We start from the raw sequence: 18653 nt of genomic DNA, 5'->3' as shown, positions 1-18653 counted from the left end.
ACGCGGATAGAGCGTGAGAGCAGGCGCCCGTGGAGGGGCGCGGTGAGGTTCGCCATGGCGGGCCTGCTGATCGCGGGCACAGGCAGCGCCTTCGGATGTCTGAGCCGCCCCATCGCCGAGAACAAGCCCCGGTCGACGTCGACGATCGTCGAGCGGCTGACGCAGAGCTCGGTGGACAAGATCGACCTCCTCCTGGCGATCGACAACTCGGGCTCGATGGCCGACAAGCAGGCCATCCTCGCCACCGCGATCCCCGACCTCGTCCAGGGTCTCGTCAACCCGCGCTGCATCCACAAGGACGGCACGATGGCGACCACGGTCGCCTCGCCCAACACGCCCTGTCCGCAGGACTACAAGCGTGAGTTCGAGCCGGTCAAGGACATCCACATCGGCATCATCAGCTCGAGCCTCGGCGGCCACGGGTCGGGCGCCTGCCAGGAGATGACGAGCCCCTCGAACGTGGACATGGCGCACCTCCTCGCGCGCAGGAGCGAGACCTCCGAGACAAACGACATCCCGACCTACCTCAACCTCGGCTTCCTGGCCTGGGACCCGGATCAGAAGCTCGACGGCGAGCCGGGGAGGCCGGATCCGAACGACGGCGAGGCGGACATCGGCCCTGATGATTCGAACGCCGACCTCAACGACACGTCGCTGGTCAAGCAGCTCACCGATATGGTCAAGGGCACGGGGCAGACCGGCTGCGGCTTCGAGGCGCAGCTCGAGAGCGTGTACCGCTTCCTCGTCGACCCGGAGCCCTACGATACGATCGGCATCGACGCGCAACAAAACATCGTCGTCACCGGCGAGGATGCCGTCGTCAAGAAGCAGCGCGCCGACTTCATGCGGCCGAGCTCCCTCCTCGCGATCATCATGCTCACCGACGAGAACGACTGCTCGATCCGTGAGGAGGGCAAGAACTACCTCGTGGCAGACACCTCGCCAGGCTTCCGCCTGTGGCGGCCGCGCGTCGAGTGTGCCGACGATCCGGGCAACAAGTGCTGCAGGTCGTGCAGCCAGAACCAGGATGGCTGCCCCACCGACCCGGCGTGCACGGGCGCGGACGGCAATGCCGCCAGGCTGACCCCCGCGGAGGACCCGGTGAACTCTCGCTGCTGGGATCAGAAGCGCCGGTTCGGCTTCGACTTCCTCTATCCGATCGACCGCTACCGGCGCGCCTTCACCGAGGCGCAGATCCCGAACCGCAGGGGCGAGCTGGTCCCGAACCCGATCTTCAGCGATCCGAACCCGGACGACCTCGACTCCAACGTCCGCGATCCCGGGCTCGTCTTCTTCGCCGGTATCGTCGGCGTGCCGTGGCAGGACATCGCGCGTCAGAACGCGGAAGGCCAGCCCGACCTGCTGAACGGCCTCAACCAGGACGGCGAGCCGGTCGGGGGGTTCAAGAACTCCGACGAGCTCAGCGCTCCGGTGGCCGGCGCCGGCAGCACCTGGGAGCTCATCCTCGGCGATCCCGCGAAGTACCAGCCGCCGAAGGATCCCTTCATGGTCGAGTCGATGAAGCCTCGCACGGGCACGAACCCGATCACCAACGACACGATCGTCGGGCCGCAGGAGGCGGGCTGGAACGGCATCAACGGCCGCGAGTACACGATCCCCGAGGGGAGCACGGGGGACCTCCAGTACGCTTGCATCTTCGATCTCCCCCGGGACGCGGTGAAGACCTGCGACGGGGCGGCTCAGAGCTGCGACTGCAGAGCGGTGGGGGGGCAGCCGACCGACAACCCGCTGTGCCAGCCCGGGGCGGGGAACGACCAGGAGGATCCGGAGCCCAGGTCGACGACGCAGATCAAGGCGAAGGCCTACCCGGGCCTCCGCGAGCTGCAGCTCATCCGGGAGCTCGGCCCCCAGGGCATCGTCGGCTCGGTGTGCCCGCGCCAGCTCACCAACGACGACGCGGCCGACTACGGCTACCGGCCGGCGATCGGCGCCATCATCGACCGCCTGAAGACGGTGCTCGGCGGCCAGTGCCTGCCGCGCACCTTGACGCCGGACACGAAACAGCAGGTCTCCTGCCTGATCCTCGAGGCGCGCAACTCGCAGGGCCAGTGCAACTGCGCGGATCCGAGGAAGCTCGGGCGCCTCGACGTGACGGGCGCTCATACCGCGGCGAAGGACGAGGTGCTCTCGCTCGACATCGCGAAGGCGTCCGGCTGGGACTGCGTGTGCGAGATCCAGCAGCTCGAGGGCGACGGGGCCGTCGCGTGCAGGACCAGCGTCAGCGACGACATCGACGTGCATGGATGGTGCTACGTCGACCCGTCGATCCGGCTCGGCGATCCCTCCATCGTGGCCGACTGCCCGTCGACCGAGCAGCGCAAGATCCGGTTCACGGGTCAGGGCGAAGCCCAGCAAGGGGCCACGCTGTTCATCACCTGCTCCGGCGAGTAGGCGGCGTCAGCTAGCGTCAGCTAGCGTCAGCTAGCGTCTGATTGAGCCCGGCGCGCGGGGTGCGATCGTGAGATCGCGCCCCGCGGCGCTTTTGTGGCCCCGAGGAGGCGCCAGCGAGCCGGCCGGAGGAGCGCTCGGGGGGACCTGCCCGGTTTTGTGCTAAGACCGGACTCCTTCGTGGTGGCACGCAAGAAGATTCTCATCATCGAGGACGAGCCCCACATCGTGCTGGGGCTGACGGACGCCCTCGAGTTCGAGGGCTTCTCGGTGGCGTCGGCCTCGAAGGGGAAGGACGGCGTGCTGCTCGCGCGGCAGGAGAAGCCGGACGCCATCCTCCTCGACCTCATGCTCCCCGACACCAACGGCTTCAAGGTCTGCGAGGATCTGCGGCGCTGGGACGCGTTCGTGCCGATCATCATGCTGACGGCCCGCGGTCAGGAGATCGACAAGATCCGCGGCCTCGACGCGGGCGCCGACGACTACGTGACCAAGCCGTTCAGCGTGGGCGAGCTCATCGCCCGCCTGCGCGCCCTCTTCCGACGCGCCGCCCGGCCGGCCGAGGCGCCCGTCGAGGTGTTCTCCATCGGCAACGTGCAGATCAACATGACCGCCCACACGGTCTCGCGGGGCTCGCGCTCGGATCAGCTGTCGTTCTACGAGGTCGAGCTCCTTCGCCTGCTGCACGAGCGCGTGGGCCAGCCGGTCTCGCGCGAGGAGATCCTCCAGAAGATCTGGGGGATCGAGGCCGGGCCGTCGAACCGCACGGTCGACAACTTCATCGTCAAGCTGCGCAAGAAGATCGAGCGCTCGCCCGACAAGCCGGAGCACATCCTCACGGTCTACGGCTTCGGCTACAAGCTCGCTCCCTGACGGAGCGGCAGGACGTTGCGGAGGTCGCAAGGCACCGTCACCGCGGCGTCGGTGATGCGCTTCGGATCGAGCTCGGAGGGGCGCGCGCCCTCGCGGATCTGCCGCGCCTCGAGGCGCAGCCGGACGAGACCCGGGCTGCCCGTCTCGCCCGCGTACCCGACGACGTCGCCCGCGTCGAGGCGCGCGCCCGCCACGACGCCGGGGCCAGGGCGATCGAGGTGGCCATGGAGCAGGAGGTACCTGCGCACGCGATCCACGTCGCGCGCCTCGCGCACGTCGTGCGCCGTGGCCACCGTGATCCCGGACAGCGCGCCGACGAAGACGACCTCGGCCTTCCCCTCCTGGCCCTCGAGCCTGAGCGCCGCCACCCGCTCGCCGCGCGTCGCGGCGATGTCGATCCCGCCGATCCACGACGGCGGCTCGGGCCGCGCCGCGCCGATCGCGGCGACGGAGCCCGCTGCAGGCAGCGCGCCCGCCACGGCTGGAGCGTCCTCGACAAGGAGGAACCCCGGCGGCGCGTCCGGCGCGCCGATCGGGAACGTGTACGCGGCGGCGCTCGCCGGACGTTCCGGGCGGCGGGGGATGTGCTCGTGGGCCTGGCTGCGCGTGCCCGCTCCGGCGGGGCGCGCGCCGGCAGGGTCGGAAAGCGCCGCGGCGCCGCCTTCGGGGAGCGGCGCGCCCGGAGCAGGCAGCGGGACGCAGGCGGCGCCCTCCGGCACGGTGCGCGGGCCGCAGAGCGCCGCCGCGCCCGCGGCGCCGCGCGCCGCGGCCGCCGGAGGGACGACCGCGGGCGGCGGCGGCTCGGGGTCGTCGATGCCGCCGAGCGCGAGGACCAGCGCCGACGCCGCGGCGCCGCGCACCAGCGGGGAAGGGGAGACCGCTGCCCTCGCCGGGCGGGCTTGCAATGAGCCGGACACACGCATGCCACGAACGGTCTACCGCATCGCGCGCGGCGGGCGAGCTCGATGCTGCGGCGGCGCGCTCGTCCCGCCCGGCTTGCGCGCGGCGCGGGCGGCGCCGGGCACGCGCGGCCGCGCCCGCCGTGGACGGGAATTCGCGAGGAACAGGCCCTTGTTGCCTGCCGGCTTGCGGAGGCGACGCGCTGTTGATAGCTCCTCTTCGTGCAAAATCGTCAAGCCATCGAGACGACCCTGAACAAGCTGTTCGACGCGGAGCGCGCGGCTCGCCGGCTCCACGACGACCTGACGGCCATGCCCGGCGATGGGCTGCTGGATGTCCTCACGGACGCGATCGCGGCCGCGACGCGCGAGAACGACGAGGACGAGGCGGCGCTCCGGCTGGTGCGCATCGCGTCGCTGCTCGGCGAGCACGAGGGGCCGCGCGCGCTCGACGCGCTCATCGATGTGCTCGCGTCGGAGCACCCCGAGGCGCGGCAGGCCGCGGGCGAGGAGATCGAAACGCTGGCCTACGATCGGTTCAAGGAGGTCGCGCAGGCGATCGAGCGCGCGCTGAAGCGGCTGCCGGTGGGCTCGTCGGCGCTCCCGGAGCTGCCGTACCTCATCGCCGAGGTGCCGGAGCCTGGCGTGCCGAAGCTGCTCAGCCAGTTCCTGAGCCACAAGGATCCGGACGCGGTCGCGGCGGCGATCGAGACGCTCGTCGAGATCGGTGACCCGGCGCATGCGCCGCTCATCCAGCCGCTGCTCGACGACAAGCGCACGGTCGAGCTCGCGGACGACGGCGGCGACGACGCGACGTCGGAGGTCACGATCGGCGAGCTCGCCGAAGAGGCGCTCAGCCTCCTCGCGCCCTACGACGACGAGGAGGACGGGGTCGCCTGATGATCGGCCCGCCGCTGAGCGCGGCGGACGCCGTGTTGTTCGAGCACGCGGTCGTCCCGCGCTACCTGTCGTTCTTCGCCTCGCTGGCGGTGGAGATGCTGCTGCCCTCCGAGGCGGCGCGCATCGTCCACCTCGGCTGCAGGAGCGGCTTCCCCGACGCGATCGTGGCCGACAAGCTGCCCGGCGCGACCCTCGTGGGCGTCGACGGCTCCGCCGCCGCGCTCGAGCTCGCGCGCGACAAGGCCGCGCTGTTCTCCGGGATGAACGCGAGCTACGTGCTCGCCGACGCCCTGCCGACGCCGCTGCCGGACGCGAGCTTCTCCCACGCGTTCACGCTGCACCCGGTCTGCCGCCCGAGCGAGCGGGCGCAGCTCCTCGCCGAGCTGCGCCGGGTCCTGGTCCCCGGAGGCCAGGCGCTCATCGCGCTGCCGCTCCGCGGTTCGTTCCCGGAGATCGCGGACATCGCGCGGGAGTGCGCGCTCAAGCAAGACCTCTCGGAGCTCGGCGCCGCGGTGGACGCCGCCGCCGTCAGCCGCCCCACGATCGAGACGATCGCCGAGGAGATCGAGGGCGCGGGGCTCGACGAGGTCGAGGTCGACGTCCAGCTCATCGCCGTGTCGTTCGAGAGCGGGCGTGAGTTCCTCGAGGATCCCATCTCGAGGTTGATGGTGATCCCCGAGGCGACGGCGATGCTCGACGTCGAGCCGCAGATCATCGACTCGATGCTCAAGTACCTGCACCACGCGGTCTCGAAGTACTGGTCCGAAGGGGTCTTCGAGCTGACCGTGAACGTCGGGTGCGCGAGCGCTCGGCGCCCCCTCGTCTGATCACGATCGACGATCGGGCCAGGGCGCTGGTCGCGCGGAGCGCGGGCAGCGCTAGCGCTCGCTCCCGCCGCCGCGGAGGCCGAGCTCGTCGAGCCCGGCGAGCGCCGCGAGCGAGACGGGGTGGTACGGCGGCCGCGGGGTGATCGGCTTCCGGGCGTCGCCCCCGCGCTCCTCGATGAGCCGCGCGCAGAGCGCGAGGCACCACTTGCCCTGGCACCAGCCGGTGCCGAAGCCCGTGTAGCGCTTGACGGACTCGATGTCCTTGTAGCCGCGATCCATCGCGGCCTCGAGCTCGTGCAGCGTGACGTCCTCGCAGCGGCAGACGAGCGTCTTCATCGACCTAATCGCCCTCGTACTCGCAGCGGGCGTCGCAGGTCTCGAAGATGGTGACCCGGTTCAAGGACGGCAGCGACGGCGCGAGGCGGGTCCAGATCCACCGTGCGAGCACCTCGCTCGTCGGGTTCTCCAGCCCGGGGACATCGTTCAGGTAGTGGTGATCGAGCAGGTCGTGGAGGGGAGCCCAGGCCTCGTAGAGGTGGCTGTAATCGATGAACCACCCCGTCTCCTCGTTCACCGGGCCGCGGATCGCGACCTCGACCTTGAAGCTGTGACCGTGGAGGCGCGCGCACTTGTGCCCCTGCGGCACCTTGGGAAGGCGGTGGGCGGCCTCGAAGCGGAACTCGTGTACGAGACGGACGTTCATCGGAGCAGCGGTCATGGGGCGGCCGCCGTGGGGCGTCAACGCCCCGTGGCCTCAACGGGGGCGGCGTGAGGTACGGGGTTCCCTCGAGGGGCTCGAGCGACTATACCGCCGGCCATGCCGCAGAAGCCCGCAGTGAGAGCCAAGAAGAAGCGTCGCGATACGAAGCGCCTGGCGAACTGGCGCGCCAAGAAGGAGCTGCAGAGCGCCCAGGGAACGCCGGCCGAGCCGGCCGCCGCCGCGCAGTCCGGCAGCTGAGCCTCGAGCACCGGCCCCGGCCGGTGCTCAGCTCGCCGGCTCGTCCTCTCCGTCGTCGTCGTCGTCCGGCTCCGACGACGTGGGGCCCCTGCGTCGCGCCGCGCGAACGGTCGCGACCTCGGCCCGGGACGGGTTGATCACCAGGAAGCCGTGGTCCGCGTCGAGGAGCGCGACGTCTCCCGGCGATGCCCAGCGGAACGCCCCCGCCACATCCACGATCGACGGCACGCCGAGCAGCTGGAGGAGCACGAGCGAGCGCGGCCCGGACCGGTCGCTGAGCGCGACGCCCACCGGGTGGGCCCGGGCGGAGATCAAGAGGTCGAAGACCGTCAGCTGGTCTCCCACGAGGACCGCCTTCGACGGGAGCTCGGCCCGGGCATCCGGGGTCGCCAGCATCAGGATCGCATCGCACAGATCCTCGATGTCACGGGCGCGATCCTGCAAGAACGGGTCACCGACGATCCCGTTGGCGGCCCGCGCCACCTCGCGAGCGACCGTCCCGAGCGCCTGCGCGACGTTGCGCCCGCCGGCCGCGAGCTCGAAGGCGCGCGCGCGCAGGCGGCCGTCGCCGATCATCAGGAGGTAGTTCGAGAGGAACGCCGCCTCCTGCGCGAGCCCTCGCTTCGCCGCGCGCGCGTTGAGGTCGAGGAGCGCCTTCTCCGCGATGTCGAACGCGAGCCGCAGGAGCTTCGGATCGCCGCTGCCCTGCCGCGCGCCGAGCGATGAGGTCGCCGGCCGCCGCAGGGCCGCGATGGCGCCGAGCGCGCGCCCGGCGACGACGGGCAACCCCGGCAGCGTGACCTTGCGCGTGCCGCCGCCCGTGCGCCGCCGCCGCTCGCGCAGCTCGTCGAGCACCTGCGCGTGGCGAGCGCCGGCCGCGATCGGCGCGGTCAGCGCCATGACGAGCTCGACGTCCCGCGCCGTGAAGGCGCGATCGCCCGCCCGCTGCACGACCAAGGCGCCGAGCGGGCGGCCGCTGCCGAGGATGGGCGCCGCGAGGAAGACCGGGAAGCGCTCTTCACGGAGCTCGGGGAACGCTCGATAGCGCTCGTGCTCGGTCGCCTGGACGACCGAGATCGGCCGCAGGCACTCGACCGCCATGCCCGTGATGCCTTGCCCGACCGAGAGCCGCACCGTGCCGCGCGCCTCGCGCGGAAAGCCGACGTTGCCGCGCAGCACGAGCTCGTCGCCGTCGCCCTCGAGGAGATACAGCGAGGCCACGTCGGCGCCGAGGATCGCGGCGATCCGCTGTGGCGCCTCGTCGAGGAGGAGCGACAGCGGCATCGGCTTCGCCACGAAGGCCAGGTACTCGATCACGAGATCCAGGCGCTCGTCGCGGCGCACCTGGATCCTCGCGGAGGCGACCGAAGGCGGCGCGCCCTCGTCGCCGGCGTCCGCGGCGCGGGCCGAGCTGCCGGCCGGGTCGCTCGAGACGGGCGCGCCGTCCTCGTCGGGGCGGCGCGCGTCCAGCGCGCGGTCCACGAGGCTGTCCCGTGAGCCCTCCACGCCGGACGGCGTCGCCGACGGGCTCGCGATCGCTTCGAGCTCCGTGGGCGGATGGGTCGCCTTCGGATCGGTGCGCGACGACATGCCATGATCGCTATCACACACCGTCGCTCGAGCGCACCTTGCTCCCACCACGTCCGGATCGTGTCGCGGTCTGGACGGCGCGGCCGCGCGACGTGCGCGCTCGCCGCGACCCGCCCGCGCGGGCAGCAGGACGTCAGGGCGTCCGCAGATCGACAGGGCCGTCGAGGGGCGGGCGCTGCATCCACCCGAGCGCGGAGCGCCGGGCGCGCGGGGCTGCCGCGGCCGCCGCGCGCGCGAGCATCCCGCCTCCGCCCGCGCCGATCGCGGTGATCGCGCCGCGGATCGGCGCGAGCAGCGCCGGAGCGGCCTCGGCGCTGCTCGCCGCCACGTGGACGACGCGCGCCGCCGGCGGCAGCAGCAGCGATCGCGGCGCCGGATCCAGGCCGACCCCGTGTCCTCGACCTTCCCAGAACGAGCCCACGGCCTCGAGCGTGGCCCGGTACATGGTCACCTCCGCGCGGGCGGGGCCGTCGAGCGGCCCGCGCGGGACGCGCGCGCCCGCCTCCTCGAGCGCCCCGTGCAGGGCGCGCGCGAGCGCCTCCGCGCGCTCGGCCGGGCCTTCCACCAGCGCGAAGCGCGGCGACAGGCAGCCGCGCTGATCGAACGGCACGACGTCCGCAGCGATGTCCCGCGCCGCCTCGACGAGGCTCGCGTCCAGGCCGACGACGGCGAGCCCCAGGCCGGCGCCGTGCCCGCGCACGAGCACGCCCGGGCCGGCCTGGGCCCGCAGCGTCGCCACGGTCTGGTCCGAGCCGTACACGTGCAGCTCGGCGTGCGGCAGATCCCAGGGACCCCCCTCGCCGGCCGCCGCCCCGGCGTCCCCGAGCGCGACGTCCGCGACCAGCGCGATGGCCCCGCCGGCGCGGCGGAAGCCTTCGTCGGCCTGCAGCGCGCGCACGAGGAGCTCCGCGATCACGGGATCGCGGCGGGACGGGCGCACGAGGACCTCCGGCGCTGTGGCCGTCGCGACGGCGATGGCCCGCAGCGGCGCCGTGCAGACGTTGGCCGCCAGGACCACGTGGCAGCGGCGCGCGCGCCCCGAGGCCGCCACGAGCGCGTCGAGCTCGCCGTCGCTCGGCGCGACCTCGAGGTGGCGGCCGAGCGCGAGCTCCACGCCCTCGGGCGAGAGGCCGCTCGTGGAAGGCAACCGCTGGCGCGCCTCCTCGCCCAGCGGATCGCGCGCGTCCGCGATCCGCGCCGCCGCGGCGACCGCGCGCTCGACCCGGAGGCGCCGCGCCGCGCCGTCGTCCATCCTCACGGCCCGCCGCCGAGCATCTGGTCCATCGCGATCGAGCAGCCGCGCGGCGGCGCCCCGGACGCGCGGCCCAGGAGCTCGACGCCCTCCGCGGTGACGCGCACGCGGTCGGCGGTCTGGATGGCGACCGCCGAGTCGACGTTCGCGAGATCGACGATCCGCGCGAGCCCGATCGCCCCCGCGGGGAGCGGCGCGAGCGTCTCGGGGTCCACCGCGGTGACGCGCGTCCAGGGAGGCGCGAGGTACAGCCCCGGCGCCGCGCCCGGTGCGCCGGCGAGCGCCGCCGCGAGCGTGCCCTCGTAGAGCTGGCTGGAGAGCTCGGTCATGCCGTACTCGCTCACGACGTGCGAGAGGGGCACCCCCAGCGCCCGCGCGATCGACGCCCGCAGCTCGTCCGCGGGCACCTCGCGCGAGCGGCCCTTGTAGCCGCCGGTCTGCATGACCCGGCTCCCTTCGGGCAGCCGCGCCGCGCCCTCGGGCAGCCGCGCCTCGAGCAGGTGCTCGAGCAGATGCACGAAGGCGAACGACGTGCCGAGCACGAGCGCCGGCTCTCCCGAGGCGCGCGCCTCGGCGCACGCGCGGGCGAACCCCGCGGCGTCGAGCTCGCCGCCGCGAACGTGCCAGCTCGCCGGCCCCGAGAGGCGCGCGGCGAAGCGGTCGATCATGAACCCGAGCGACGAGTCCGGCGCCTCGTGGAGCGGCGGCGCGAGGACGATCGCCCGGAGCCGCGCGCCGTCGGGCCACAGCAGGCGCTCCCCCCACGCGAGCGCGGCCAGCTCGTACGTGGCGGTCGTGCGGAACGGGTGCTCGCCGCGGGACGCCGCGCCGAGGGAGGTTCCGCTCGTGCGGAAGACGCGCTCGTCCGCCTCCGACGGGTGGGCCGCGACGCGCGCGAACCGGAACACGTCGCACGGCACAGCGGGGATCTGCGCCGCATGATCCATCGCGGCGACGTCCGCGCCGCGCGCCTCGAAGAGGCGGGCCACCGGCGCGCAACGCGCGGCCTGGTGCCGGGCGAGGGCGATCGCGAGCGCATCGAAGGTCTCCGGGAGCGCCCCGCGCTCGCCCTGGTCCTGCGGAGGAGAGGCCGCCGCGGCTCGGCCGGCGCCTGTCGAGCCCGCCCTGTCCACGCCGAGCGACGCCTCGATGAACGCCCGCGCGCGGCGGTGCAGCGCCTCGCTCTGGTCTATCGGTCCCACGGGCACCGGGATAGCACGCGCGTCCTGCTCCGCTCGCGCGCTAGGCGCGTCAACACGCGCGCAGCACGCGCGCGAGCGCGCCGGCCGCGGCCGAGAGCAGCGCCTCGGGGATGGTGAGCGCCGGCGTCAGCGTCAGCGTCTCGCCGCGCACCCCGCCCGTGAGGACCAGGTACCCTTCGGCCAGCATCCCGCGCATGGCCCGGAGCCCCAGCTCGGCGCTCTCGAGCTCGACGCCGACCATGAGCCCCGCGCCCCGCACGTCGACGACGCCTGCCCTGCGCGCGAGCGCCTCTCGCAGCATCGCCTGGAAGCGAGCGCCCACGTCGCGTGAGCGCGCGGCCAGCCGGCCTTCGTCGAGGGCGGCGAGCGTCGCGAGCGCGGCGCTCGCCGCGAGGGGCGATCCGGAGTGCGTCGACGTGTGGACCACCTCGCCCTCGCGCGCCCACGCCCGCATGATCGGCTCGGGCGCCACGCACGCGGAGATGGGCAGCCCGCCGCCGAGCCCCTTGCCGAAGCAGAGGATGTCGACCGGCGCCCCGAGCTCTCCTGTGCGCGTCATCGCCCCCGATCGACCGAGGCCGGTCCAGATCTCGTCCGCGATCACGAGCGCCCCGTGCCGGTGCGCCGCTTCGCAGACCGCGCGCAGGAACGCGCCGGGCGGGACGACGCAGCCGCCCCGCCCGAGGATCGGCTCGAGGAGGACCGCGCCGACGTCGCCCCCGCGCAACGCGAGCTCGACGGCGTCGACCGAGCGCGCGGCGCCCGCCTCGTCGCGCGGGTAGGGCGCGAACGTCACGCGCCGGTTGAGCTGCTCGGCGAAGGGCGCCCGGTAGCTCTCGCGCAGCCCGCACGCCGCGAGCGGCGCGTACCCGAGCCCGTGGTACGCGCCCTCGAACGCGACGAGCCCCGGCCGTCCGGTCGAGAGCGCCGCCGTCTTGACGGCCGCGGTGATCGCGTCGCTGCCGCTCTGGCCCAGCAGCGCCATGGGCGAGGGCCCGGGGTGCAGCGCCGCGAGGCGCTCCAGCAGGGCGATCTTCACGTCGGCCGAGTACACGTCGCCGAGCGCGAGGGTCAGCCGCGCCAGCTGCTCCTCCGCCGCGCGCCGCACCGGCGCCGCCGCGTGGCCGAGCAGCAGCGCGCCGAAGCCGGCGCACAGGTCGACGTAGCGGTTCCCGTCGACGTCGCAGACGTTCGCGCCGCGCCCGTGCGACAGCACGATCGGCAGCATGTCGGCGCCGCTCTTCTGCGCCCGCGCCTCGCGCCGCCGGCCGAACGCCGGGCACTCGACGCGCTCGAGGCGCTCGAGGGCGCGCCGCGACAGGGGACCAGGCGGCGGCGACAGGATCGCGGGCAGCTCAGCGCCGCTGCCCGCGTCCGGCGCCGACGGCAGCGGCAGATCGCTGTTCGGCATCGTCCTTCCTCCGCCGGAGCCTAGCGCGCCCGCGGGCGGCTGCTCAGGCGCACACCCGGTTTCTCCCGCTGTTCTTCGCGTGGTAGAGGCGCTCGTCCGCGCGCTTGATGAGGTCGTTCGCGGTGCGATCGCCCTCCTGGAGGAGCGCCACGCCGACGCTGATCGTCACGCGGATGCTGTCGGCCTGGAACACGAACAGGTGCTCCGCGACCTTTTGACGCAGGGTCTCGCCGAGGGCCGCCGCGCCCTCGATGGACGTCTCCGGCAGGATGATGGCGAACTCCTCGCCGCCGTAGCGCGCGAAGACCTCGTCGCGGCGGATGCGGCTCTGCACGATTCGCGCGACCTCCTTCAGCACGAAGTCGCCGGCCAGGTGGCCGTGGACGTCGTTGATGCGCTTGAAGTGGTCGATGTCGAACAGGAGGATCGCGAGGTCCCGCTCGTGGCGGCGGCCGCGGATGATCTCGCGCTCGAGCGCCTCGTAGAGGTAGCGCTTGTTGTGGATCTGCGTGAGACCATCGATGATGGTCATCCGGTAGATCTCTTCGTGGTATTGCGCCTCCACGTCGGCGCCGGACAGGAACTTGAAGATCGTGGGGCCGATCTTCACCCGGTCTCCGTTCTTCAGCACCACCTCGCGGGAGATCTGCTCATCGTTGCAGTACGTCCCGTTGGTGCTCCCGTCGTCGACGACCATCCAGGCGCTCGGCCGCTGCTCGAAATGGGCGTGCCTCCGTGACACGGAGTCGCCGTCGAGCACGATGTGGTTGTCCGCGCCGCGACCGACCCGCGTCGGGTTGTTCTCCAGCACGAACCGCTTGCCGAGCAGCGTGGGCTCCTTCGTGTAGATCACGACCAGGCAGTCGGTCGTGTTCTTGCTGCCGCCGCCCGGTGGGGGCTGGACCACCTGCGTTACACGAGTCTTTTCGTCGAAGTCACTCACGCGCGCTCAGCCCAACCCGTCGTGCGACCTAGCCTCGACATCGTTCGAGCTCTTCCCGAGACGGAACCTACCCGGGCGTGGCTCTTCGGTCGCGATGCAACGGTTCGATATGCCCTAGCTCGCCCAACGTCAAAGCGTACTGACATGCCCCGACTCCCGTCAAGACGGCCATCCGGGCGGAGCCGTCTTCAGTGCTTCCTCCGCCTTCCCGACCCGACAACGGCCTACGTCGCCCTCTGCGCTCGGTCGCGCTTGTTGCGCTCGTCGCGCTCGTCGCGCTCGTCGCGCCCTTCCTCGTTCTCGGCTTGTTCCCCGCACGCCGTCCGCCCCTCGCCGTCGTTTGCTGCCGCTCACGCCGCGCCGCACCGCCGGTGCTCGCCGATGCGCCTTGTGGGGTGCTGTGCGCTGTTATCGCAGCTGACGCCCCATCTCTTTCCTCTTGTGCAGCCCGAGCTGCCGAGGACGCGGGTCTCTCTATGCGTTTCCCGAGCGCGCCGCCACCCGTCCGGCGAGCGATTGAGCCGGCAAGGGAGAGAATGGTTCGCTGGAACACGATGTGTCTGTTTGCCTGGCATGTCCGCGTTCTGCGGGGACGAGGCTCTGTGAGTTCTGCCTCAAAACCAGGGCGCATCACAACGCTGAACTGAGCGAAGCGGAACGCAGCGGACCGGAACCGCGCGAAGCGGAACCGTGCGAAGCGGAACGGAGCGACGCGGAACGGAGTGACGCGGCACGGAACGGAGCGAAACCGAGCGAAGCGGCGCGGGACGGAGCTGCACCGGAGCGGAACCGAGCGAAGCCGAGCAGGACGGCGTGAAGCGGCGCGGAACGGAGCCCCGCGAAGCGGAACGGAGCGGAACGGAGCGGAACCGCGTGGACCGACGTGCGCGGCGCGCGCCGCGACCGCGCAGCGGAGGGGCCGCCGGCGTTGCCGGTTAGTTGACTTGGCACACAGGGTGCGTAGGATAGACCTGCGTCGCGGCGGAGACCTTCCCCCCCCAGGTCCGTCGCGGCGTTTTTCTTTTCAGGCCGCCGTGCCCATCTTCAGGCCGCGGCGCGACCGCGCGCGAGGGGTGGACACCGCGCCGGCGCGTCGATCAGGCGAGCGACGGCAGCGTCGCGCGCAGCTCACCGCCATCGAATACCCAGAGCTCGCCCGGCCGTCCCGTCGTCCAGGTCTCGTTCGCGGTGAGCGGGCTCGTCGCGACCACCGCGATCCGATCCTTCGGGGTGGTGACGGCCGAGAAGTCGACGCGGACATCGTCGTCGAGGAGCGTCGCGATGCCGAAGGGGGCCTTGCGGATGATGTGACAGAGCCGGGTTGCGCAGCGGGCGAAGAGGTGGCGCCCGTCGCCGAGCAGGAAGTTGAACGTCCCATCCTGGCCCAGCTCGCCGCCGAGCGCCGCGATCGCCTCCCAGAGCTCGCTGGGACGGCGCGGATAGCCGGGGAACGAGCTGCGGAGGCCCTCCAGCAGGTAACAGAAGGCGTGCTCGCTGTCGGTCGTTCCGATGGGGTTGAAGCGGCCCAGCGCGCGGCGCCGGACGCGAGGGAGCGTGCCGTTGTGCGCGAAGACCCAGTGGCGTCCCCAGAGCTCGCGCATGAACGGGTGCGTGTTGGCGAGGAGCACGTCGCCGCGGGTGCGGCGCCGGATGTGGCCGATCGCGAGCAGCGTCTTGATGGGCGTCTCGCTGAGGAATCGCGCCAGCGGGCTCTCCGCGGCGGGGCTCGGATCGAGGAACACGCGCGCTGCGCGCCCCTCGAAGAACGCGAGGCCCCAACCGTCAGCGTGGGGACCGGTGCGGCCGCCCCGGTGCCGGAGGCCGTTGAACGAAAAGACGATGTCTGTGGGGACGTTGCACTCCATCCCGAGGAGCTCGCACATGCTCGCGGCTGGACCATATCACCCCGGGAGGGTGTCTGAGATCTCGACGGTGAGGCGCCGATGCGGCTTCTTCATCAGGGCCAGGCGGCGGCGCGGCCTCGCTCCTCGCCGCACGATCCTGGTCACCGACGCGGCGCGATGCGCCGGCGCGGCGCGATGCGGCGGCGCGGCCTGGCGCCCGCCCCACGATCCCGGTCGACGCCGCGGCGCGATGCGCGGCGTCAGCGGTCCGGCTCGCCCTGGAGCGACGCGCGCGGGATGGAGTGGACGAGATCGATGACCGCCTTGACCGTATCGACCGGCGTCTCCGGGATGATGCCGTGGCCGAGGTTGAAGATGTGCCCGGCGCGCCCGCCGGCCTCCTCGAGCACCGCGCGCGCGCGGCGCTCGGCGACGGCGCGCGGCGCGCAGAGCAGCAGCGGATCGAGGTTGCCCTGCACCGCACGGTCGTACCCGACGCGCTGCCACGCCTTGTCGAGCGGCGTGCGCCAGTCGACGCCGATGACCGTGCCGCCGGCGTCGCGCTGCGCCTCCAGGAGCGCCCCCGTGTTCGTGCCGAAGTGGATGACCGGGACCCCGGTCGCCTCGAGGTCGCGGAGGATGTGCCGCACGTGCGGCTGCACGTGCTCGCGGTAGTCGTCGATCGAGAGCGAGCCGACCCACGAGTCGAACAGCTGCACCGCCTGGGCGCCCGCGGCGACCTGCGCGCGCAGCAGGCGGCGGACGACCTCCGAGATCTTGCCCATCAGCGCCGACCACGCCTCGGGGTCGCTCCACATCAGCTGCTTCGTGAGCCGGTAGTCGCTCGACTTGCCCCCCTCGACCAGGTAGCTCGCCATGGTGAACGGCGCGCCGGCGAAGCCGATGAGCGGCGTCTTGCCGTCCAGCTCCTTGCGGATGAGGCGCACGGCGTCGAGCACGTAGCCGAGGCCCTCCTCGGGCTCGAACACCCGCAGCCGCTCGATGCCGGCCCGATCGCGCACGGGCTCGTGGATCACCGGGCCCTCGCCCTTCGCGAACTCGAAGGGGGCGCCCATCGGCTCGAGCGGCAGCAGGATGTCTGCGAAGAGGATCGCCGCGTCCATCCCGAGCCGCAGCGGCTGGAGCGTCACCTCGAGCGCGAGCTCGGGCGTCTTGCAGATCTCGAGGAGCGTGTACTTCTTCCTGAGCTCCCGGTACTCGGCCATGTACCGGCCGGCCTGGCGCATGAACCACACGGGCGTGACATCGGTCGGCTCTCGCCGGCAGGCGCGCAGGAAGCGATCGTGCATGGAAGGCTCCAGGAGGGGTGGACGGGACGCCGTCGGGACGCCCCTTCATGTCCGTTCAGCCATCGCCCGGCAATGGGTTTCAGCCCATCGCCCGCACGTGGGTCGCCGGGAGCGCGGCGCGACCCGGCCCGAGGTGGCCCGGCCGAGGGGGCGGACCCAAGCGCCGGCTCACCCGCCGTGTAGACTACGAGTCTATGGCGCGTCCCTCCAGACCTCCCGGCTTTGACATGACGTACAGGCCCGAGAAGCGCATCGCGTTCGGGCCGCCGCTGAAGGAGCGCCTCCCGGCGCTGCTTTACCTGGCCTTCGCTCTCGGCGTCTCGGCGGTGATCGTCTACGGCCAGAACGCTCCCTCGAGCTCCCGGATCTTCCAGTACGTCGTCGAGGGCGATCGCCACCGGCTCGTCTCCTCCAGCGTGTGCGCCATCATCCTGTGCGTGAGCGCGCTGGCGATGGTGCTGCGCGAGCAGATGCGGGGGGTCGTCGTGCACCCGGAAGGGATCGAGCTGCGCGAGCTGCTCACCTTCGGCGTGCCGCGCGTGCGGCGCTTCGCCTGGTCGCAGATCGACCGGATGGCGGTGCCTTCCGCGCAGGCGAGCGCCGGCGCCGCGGCGGTCAGCGGGAGCGTGCCGGCGAGCAACATCCGGCTCGATCTCTGGGACGGGTCGCGCACCTGGCTGCCGGACGTCGGAGACAGGATCGCGCTGTCGGTGATGCTGGAGCGGGTCGCCCTGGCGCGGGCGATCCCGATCGAGGGGGGGACCGGGCTGATGGACGATCTCGGGAACCCCCTTCAGGACGACGGCTGAACGCGCCTGTTTCTGCGCGTCAGAAATCCCGCCAGGGATTGCTGACGCGCAGAAACAGGGCGGCCGCGAAGCGGACGCCGGGGTTCGGGGCGGAGCCCCGAGGGAACTAGCGCGCGCTCGCCCCGGCCTTCCGCTGCGCGAACTCCTCGCGCACGCCCTGCCGCAGCTCGGGATCGAGCAGGAGATCCGCGCACGTCATCGCCATGGCCTTGGCGGCGATCAGCATCGAGTCCTGGCCGGAGGGGCTCGCGGCGCGCTCGGCGAACGCGTGCTGGTGGCAGGTCGTCTCTCCCTTGCCGCAGATCGCGATCCACGGATGGATGGCGGGGAGCGCGTGGGACACGTCGCCCATGTCGGTCGAGCCGGTGCCGACGGCGGGGTCCATCTCGAGCGGCGAGCGGCCGAGGGCGCGCAGGTGCTCGCCGAAGCGGCGCGCCATCTTCCGGTTGTTGACCATGTTCTTGTAGCCGCCCTGATCGACGAGCGTGAGCTCGGCCCCGCTCGCCATGGCCGCGCCGCGGGCGCAGCGCTCCACGATCGCCCGCACGCGGGCGAGCTCCTCGGTGTCGAGGGCGCGGACCGAGAACTCGGCGACGGCGAGCTCCGGGATGATGTTGACCGCCTGACCGCCGTTCTTGATGAACCCGTGCACCCGGACGCCGTCGCGGAAGTGGACGCGCTGGCCGTCGATCAGCCGGAAGGTGTCGAGGCAGGCCGTGAGCGCGCTGTTGCCGTCCCACGGCGCGAGCGCGGCGTGCGACGGCTTGCCGCGGAACTGGAGCTCGATCCAGGCGCTGGCCAGCGTGTCGTGCGCGAGCAGGTCGCGGTCGAACGGGTGGAACATCATCGCGGCGTCGACGCCCTCGAAGGCGCCCGCCTCGAGCAGCCTGATCTTGCCGCCGCCCCCCTCCTCGGCGGGCGTCCCGACCAGATCGATGGTGCCGGCCACGGCGTCCTTCTGCCGCGCCAGCGCGAGGAACGCGCCGAGCGCTCCCGCCGCGATCAGGTTGTGCCCGCAAGCGTGGCCGATCTCCGGGAGCGCGTCGTACTCGGCGAGGATGGCGAGGTGGGGACCCCCGCCGCGCCCGATGCGCGCGCGGAGCGAGGTGGGCATGCCGGCGAGCCCCCGCTCGACCTGGATGCCGCGCTTCTCGACGGCCTCGGCGAGCCAGGCCGCGGCCCTGTGCTCCTCGAACCGGAGCTCGGGGTTCGCGTGGATGCGCGCGGCGATCTCGCGGAGGTCCGGGGAGAGGTCGTCGATGTCACGCTGGATGCGGCTCGGGTCGAGGTTCATAGCGGCGAGCGATACTACTCTGGATCCGCGCGGCTCGCCCGGGCCATGGTGGCGCTGGCGGAGGAGCTCCGCCGACGCCGCCCGGTGGTGACGCTCGCACGCTCGCGCGTTCGCAAGCTGGAACGCCGCGCG

General features: G+C 72.6%; 17 protein-coding genes. 6 read left to right on the top strand and 11 right to left on the bottom strand.

The features are described from left to right. The first annotated feature begins 54 nt into the window (after positions 1-54). Together ACSRUE_RS05360 and ACSRUE_RS05355 are read left to right on the top strand one after the other, a co-directional pair. The gene (locus tag ACSRUE_RS05360) at positions 55-2412 is read left to right on the top strand and encodes a hypothetical protein (RefSeq protein WP_441290076.1); all 2358 of its coding nucleotides are present in this window, start codon (positions 55-57) and stop codon (positions 2410-2412) included. Positions 2413-2589: 177 nt separating this feature from the next. Further along, a complete protein-coding gene (locus ACSRUE_RS05355) occupies positions 2590-3282 on the top strand; it encodes a response regulator transcription factor (protein WP_437547491.1) in 693 nt (230 codons plus the stop codon). Here ACSRUE_RS05355 and ACSRUE_RS05350 read toward each other — a convergent pair. Beyond that, the gene (locus ACSRUE_RS05350; protein ID WP_441290075.1) at positions 3264-4205 is read right to left on the bottom strand and encodes a hypothetical protein; all 942 of its coding nucleotides are present in this window, start codon (positions 4203-4205) and stop codon (positions 3264-3266) included. The two genes, ACSRUE_RS05355 and ACSRUE_RS05350, sit on opposite strands and share 19 nt — an antisense overlap. Before the next feature lie 198 nt (positions 4206-4403). On the opposite strand from ACSRUE_RS05350, the gene ACSRUE_RS05345 reads away from it, so the two are divergent. Both ACSRUE_RS05345 and ACSRUE_RS05340 read left to right on the top strand, forming a co-directional pair. Beyond that, entirely contained in the window at positions 4404-5081 is a 678-nt protein-coding gene (locus ACSRUE_RS05345; RefSeq protein WP_437762952.1) for a HEAT repeat domain-containing protein, read from the top strand. After that, complete coding sequence (locus ACSRUE_RS05340; RefSeq protein ID WP_437762951.1) at positions 5081-5908, top strand: class I SAM-dependent methyltransferase; 828 nt, start codon at positions 5081-5083, stop codon at positions 5906-5908. The genes ACSRUE_RS05345 and ACSRUE_RS05340 overlap by 1 nt, the downstream gene beginning before the upstream one ends. A 51-nt stretch (positions 5909-5959) precedes the next feature. Here ACSRUE_RS05340 and ACSRUE_RS05335 read toward each other — a convergent pair whose 3' ends face one another. After that, on the bottom strand, positions 5960-6244 hold the full coding sequence (locus ACSRUE_RS05335; RefSeq protein ID WP_441290074.1) for a (2Fe-2S)-binding protein: 285 nt from the start codon (positions 6242-6244) through the stop codon (positions 5960-5962). A gap of 4 nt (positions 6245-6248) precedes the next feature. After that, positions 6249-6611, bottom strand: coding sequence for a 6-carboxytetrahydropterin synthase QueD (queD, locus tag ACSRUE_RS05330; protein ID WP_437762950.1), 363 nt, complete (start codon positions 6609-6611; stop codon positions 6249-6251). Positions 6612-6725: 114 nt separating this feature from the next. Here queD and ACSRUE_RS05325 point away from each other — a divergent pair, with 114 nt between their 5' ends. Next, positions 6726-6866, top strand: coding sequence for a hypothetical protein (locus ACSRUE_RS05325; RefSeq protein ID WP_437762949.1), 141 nt, complete (start codon positions 6726-6728; stop codon positions 6864-6866). A 27-nt stretch (positions 6867-6893) separates the two neighbouring features. Here the strand turns inward: ACSRUE_RS05325 and ACSRUE_RS05320 are convergent, their stop codons facing one another. The 7 genes from ACSRUE_RS05320 to hemE form a co-directional block, all read right to left on the bottom strand. Further along, entirely contained in the window at positions 6894-8456 is a 1563-nt protein-coding gene (locus tag ACSRUE_RS05320) for a GAF domain-containing protein (protein WP_441290073.1), read from the bottom strand. Between the two features lie 133 nt (positions 8457-8589). Continuing rightward, entirely contained in the window at positions 8590-9708 is a 1119-nt protein-coding gene (locus tag ACSRUE_RS05315) for an acyl-CoA reductase (protein WP_441293060.1), read from the bottom strand. A gap of 2 nt (positions 9709-9710) precedes the next feature. Then, positions 9711-10910 carry a LuxE/PaaK family acyltransferase gene (locus ACSRUE_RS05310; RefSeq protein ID WP_441290072.1) on the bottom strand — a complete coding sequence of 400 codons (1200 nt, stop codon included), beginning with the start codon at positions 10908-10910 and terminating at the stop codon, positions 9711-9713. Positions 10911-10959: 49 nt separating this feature from the next. Then, a complete protein-coding gene (locus tag ACSRUE_RS05305) occupies positions 10960-12321 on the bottom strand; it encodes an aspartate aminotransferase family protein (protein ID WP_441290071.1) in 1362 nt (453 codons plus the stop codon). 43 nt (positions 12322-12364) lie between these two features. Then, entirely contained in the window at positions 12365-13264 is a 900-nt protein-coding gene (locus ACSRUE_RS05300; RefSeq protein ID WP_012241235.1) for a GGDEF domain-containing protein, read from the bottom strand. Positions 13265-14361: 1097 nt separating this feature from the next. Further along, on the bottom strand, positions 14362-15147 hold the full coding sequence (locus tag ACSRUE_RS05295) for a class II glutamine amidotransferase (RefSeq protein ID WP_437762945.1): 786 nt from the start codon (positions 15145-15147) through the stop codon (positions 14362-14364). Positions 15148-15368: 221 nt separating this feature from the next. Beyond that, complete coding sequence (gene hemE, locus ACSRUE_RS05290) at positions 15369-16418, bottom strand: uroporphyrinogen decarboxylase (protein WP_437296424.1); 1050 nt, start codon at positions 16416-16418, stop codon at positions 15369-15371. A gap of 227 nt (positions 16419-16645) precedes the next feature. Between hemE and ACSRUE_RS05285 the strand changes: the two genes are divergently transcribed. Then, positions 16646-17227, top strand: coding sequence for a hypothetical protein (locus ACSRUE_RS05285; protein WP_441290070.1), 582 nt, complete (start codon positions 16646-16648; stop codon positions 17225-17227). Positions 17228-17333: 106 nt separating this feature from the next. Here the strand turns inward: ACSRUE_RS05285 and ACSRUE_RS05280 are convergent, their stop codons facing one another. Continuing rightward, entirely contained in the window at positions 17334-18521 is a 1188-nt protein-coding gene (locus ACSRUE_RS05280) for a M20 family metallopeptidase (RefSeq protein WP_441290069.1), read from the bottom strand. Between the last annotated feature and the right edge of the window lie 132 nt (positions 18522-18653).

Source organism: Sorangium sp. KYC3313, from assembly GCF_052075895.1.
GTDB classification, from domain to species: domain Bacteria; phylum Myxococcota_A; class Polyangia; order Polyangiales; family Polyangiaceae; genus Sorangium; species Sorangium cellulosum_B.
This window is presented reverse-complemented; position numbering and strand designations above follow the sequence as displayed.

What these genes read in the sequence shown, in the direction of transcription:
- ACSRUE_RS05360 (WP_441290076.1), top strand. Translation starts at nt 55, where the DNA reads ATGGCGGGCCTGCTGATCGCGGGCACAGGCAGCGCCTTCGGATGTCTG.
- ACSRUE_RS05350 (WP_441290075.1), bottom strand. Translation starts at nt 4,205, where the DNA reads ATGCGTGTGTCCGGCTCATTGCAAGCCCGCCCGGCGAGGGCAGCGGTC.
- ACSRUE_RS05340 (WP_437762951.1), top strand. Translation starts at nt 5,081, where the DNA reads ATGATCGGCCCGCCGCTGAGCGCGGCGGACGCCGTGTTGTTCGAGCAC.
- ACSRUE_RS05335 (WP_441290074.1), bottom strand. Translation starts at nt 6,244, where the DNA reads ATGAAGACGCTCGTCTGCCGCTGCGAGGACGTCACGCTGCACGAGCTC.
- queD (WP_437762950.1), bottom strand. Translation starts at nt 6,611, where the DNA reads ATGAACGTCCGTCTCGTACACGAGTTCCGCTTCGAGGCCGCCCACCGC.
- ACSRUE_RS05325 (WP_437762949.1), top strand. Translation starts at nt 6,726, where the DNA reads ATGCCGCAGAAGCCCGCAGTGAGAGCCAAGAAGAAGCGTCGCGATACG.
- ACSRUE_RS05320 (WP_441290073.1), bottom strand. Translation starts at nt 8,456, where the DNA reads ATGTCGTCGCGCACCGATCCGAAGGCGACCCATCCGCCCACGGAGCTC.
- ACSRUE_RS05315 (WP_441293060.1), bottom strand. Translation starts at nt 9,708, where the DNA reads ATGGACGACGGCGCGGCGCGGCGCCTCCGGGTCGAGCGCGCGGTCGCC.
- ACSRUE_RS05305 (WP_441290071.1), bottom strand. Translation starts at nt 12,321, where the DNA reads ATGCCGAACAGCGATCTGCCGCTGCCGTCGGCGCCGGACGCGGGCAGC.
- ACSRUE_RS05295 (WP_437762945.1), bottom strand. Translation starts at nt 15,147, where the DNA reads ATGTGCGAGCTCCTCGGGATGGAGTGCAACGTCCCCACAGACATCGTC.
- hemE (WP_437296424.1), bottom strand. Translation starts at nt 16,418, where the DNA reads ATGCACGATCGCTTCCTGCGCGCCTGCCGGCGAGAGCCGACCGATGTC.
- ACSRUE_RS05285 (WP_441290070.1), top strand. Translation starts at nt 16,646, where the DNA reads ATGACGTACAGGCCCGAGAAGCGCATCGCGTTCGGGCCGCCGCTGAAG.
- ACSRUE_RS05280 (WP_441290069.1), bottom strand. Translation starts at nt 18,521, where the DNA reads ATGAACCTCGACCCGAGCCGCATCCAGCGTGACATCGACGACCTCTCC.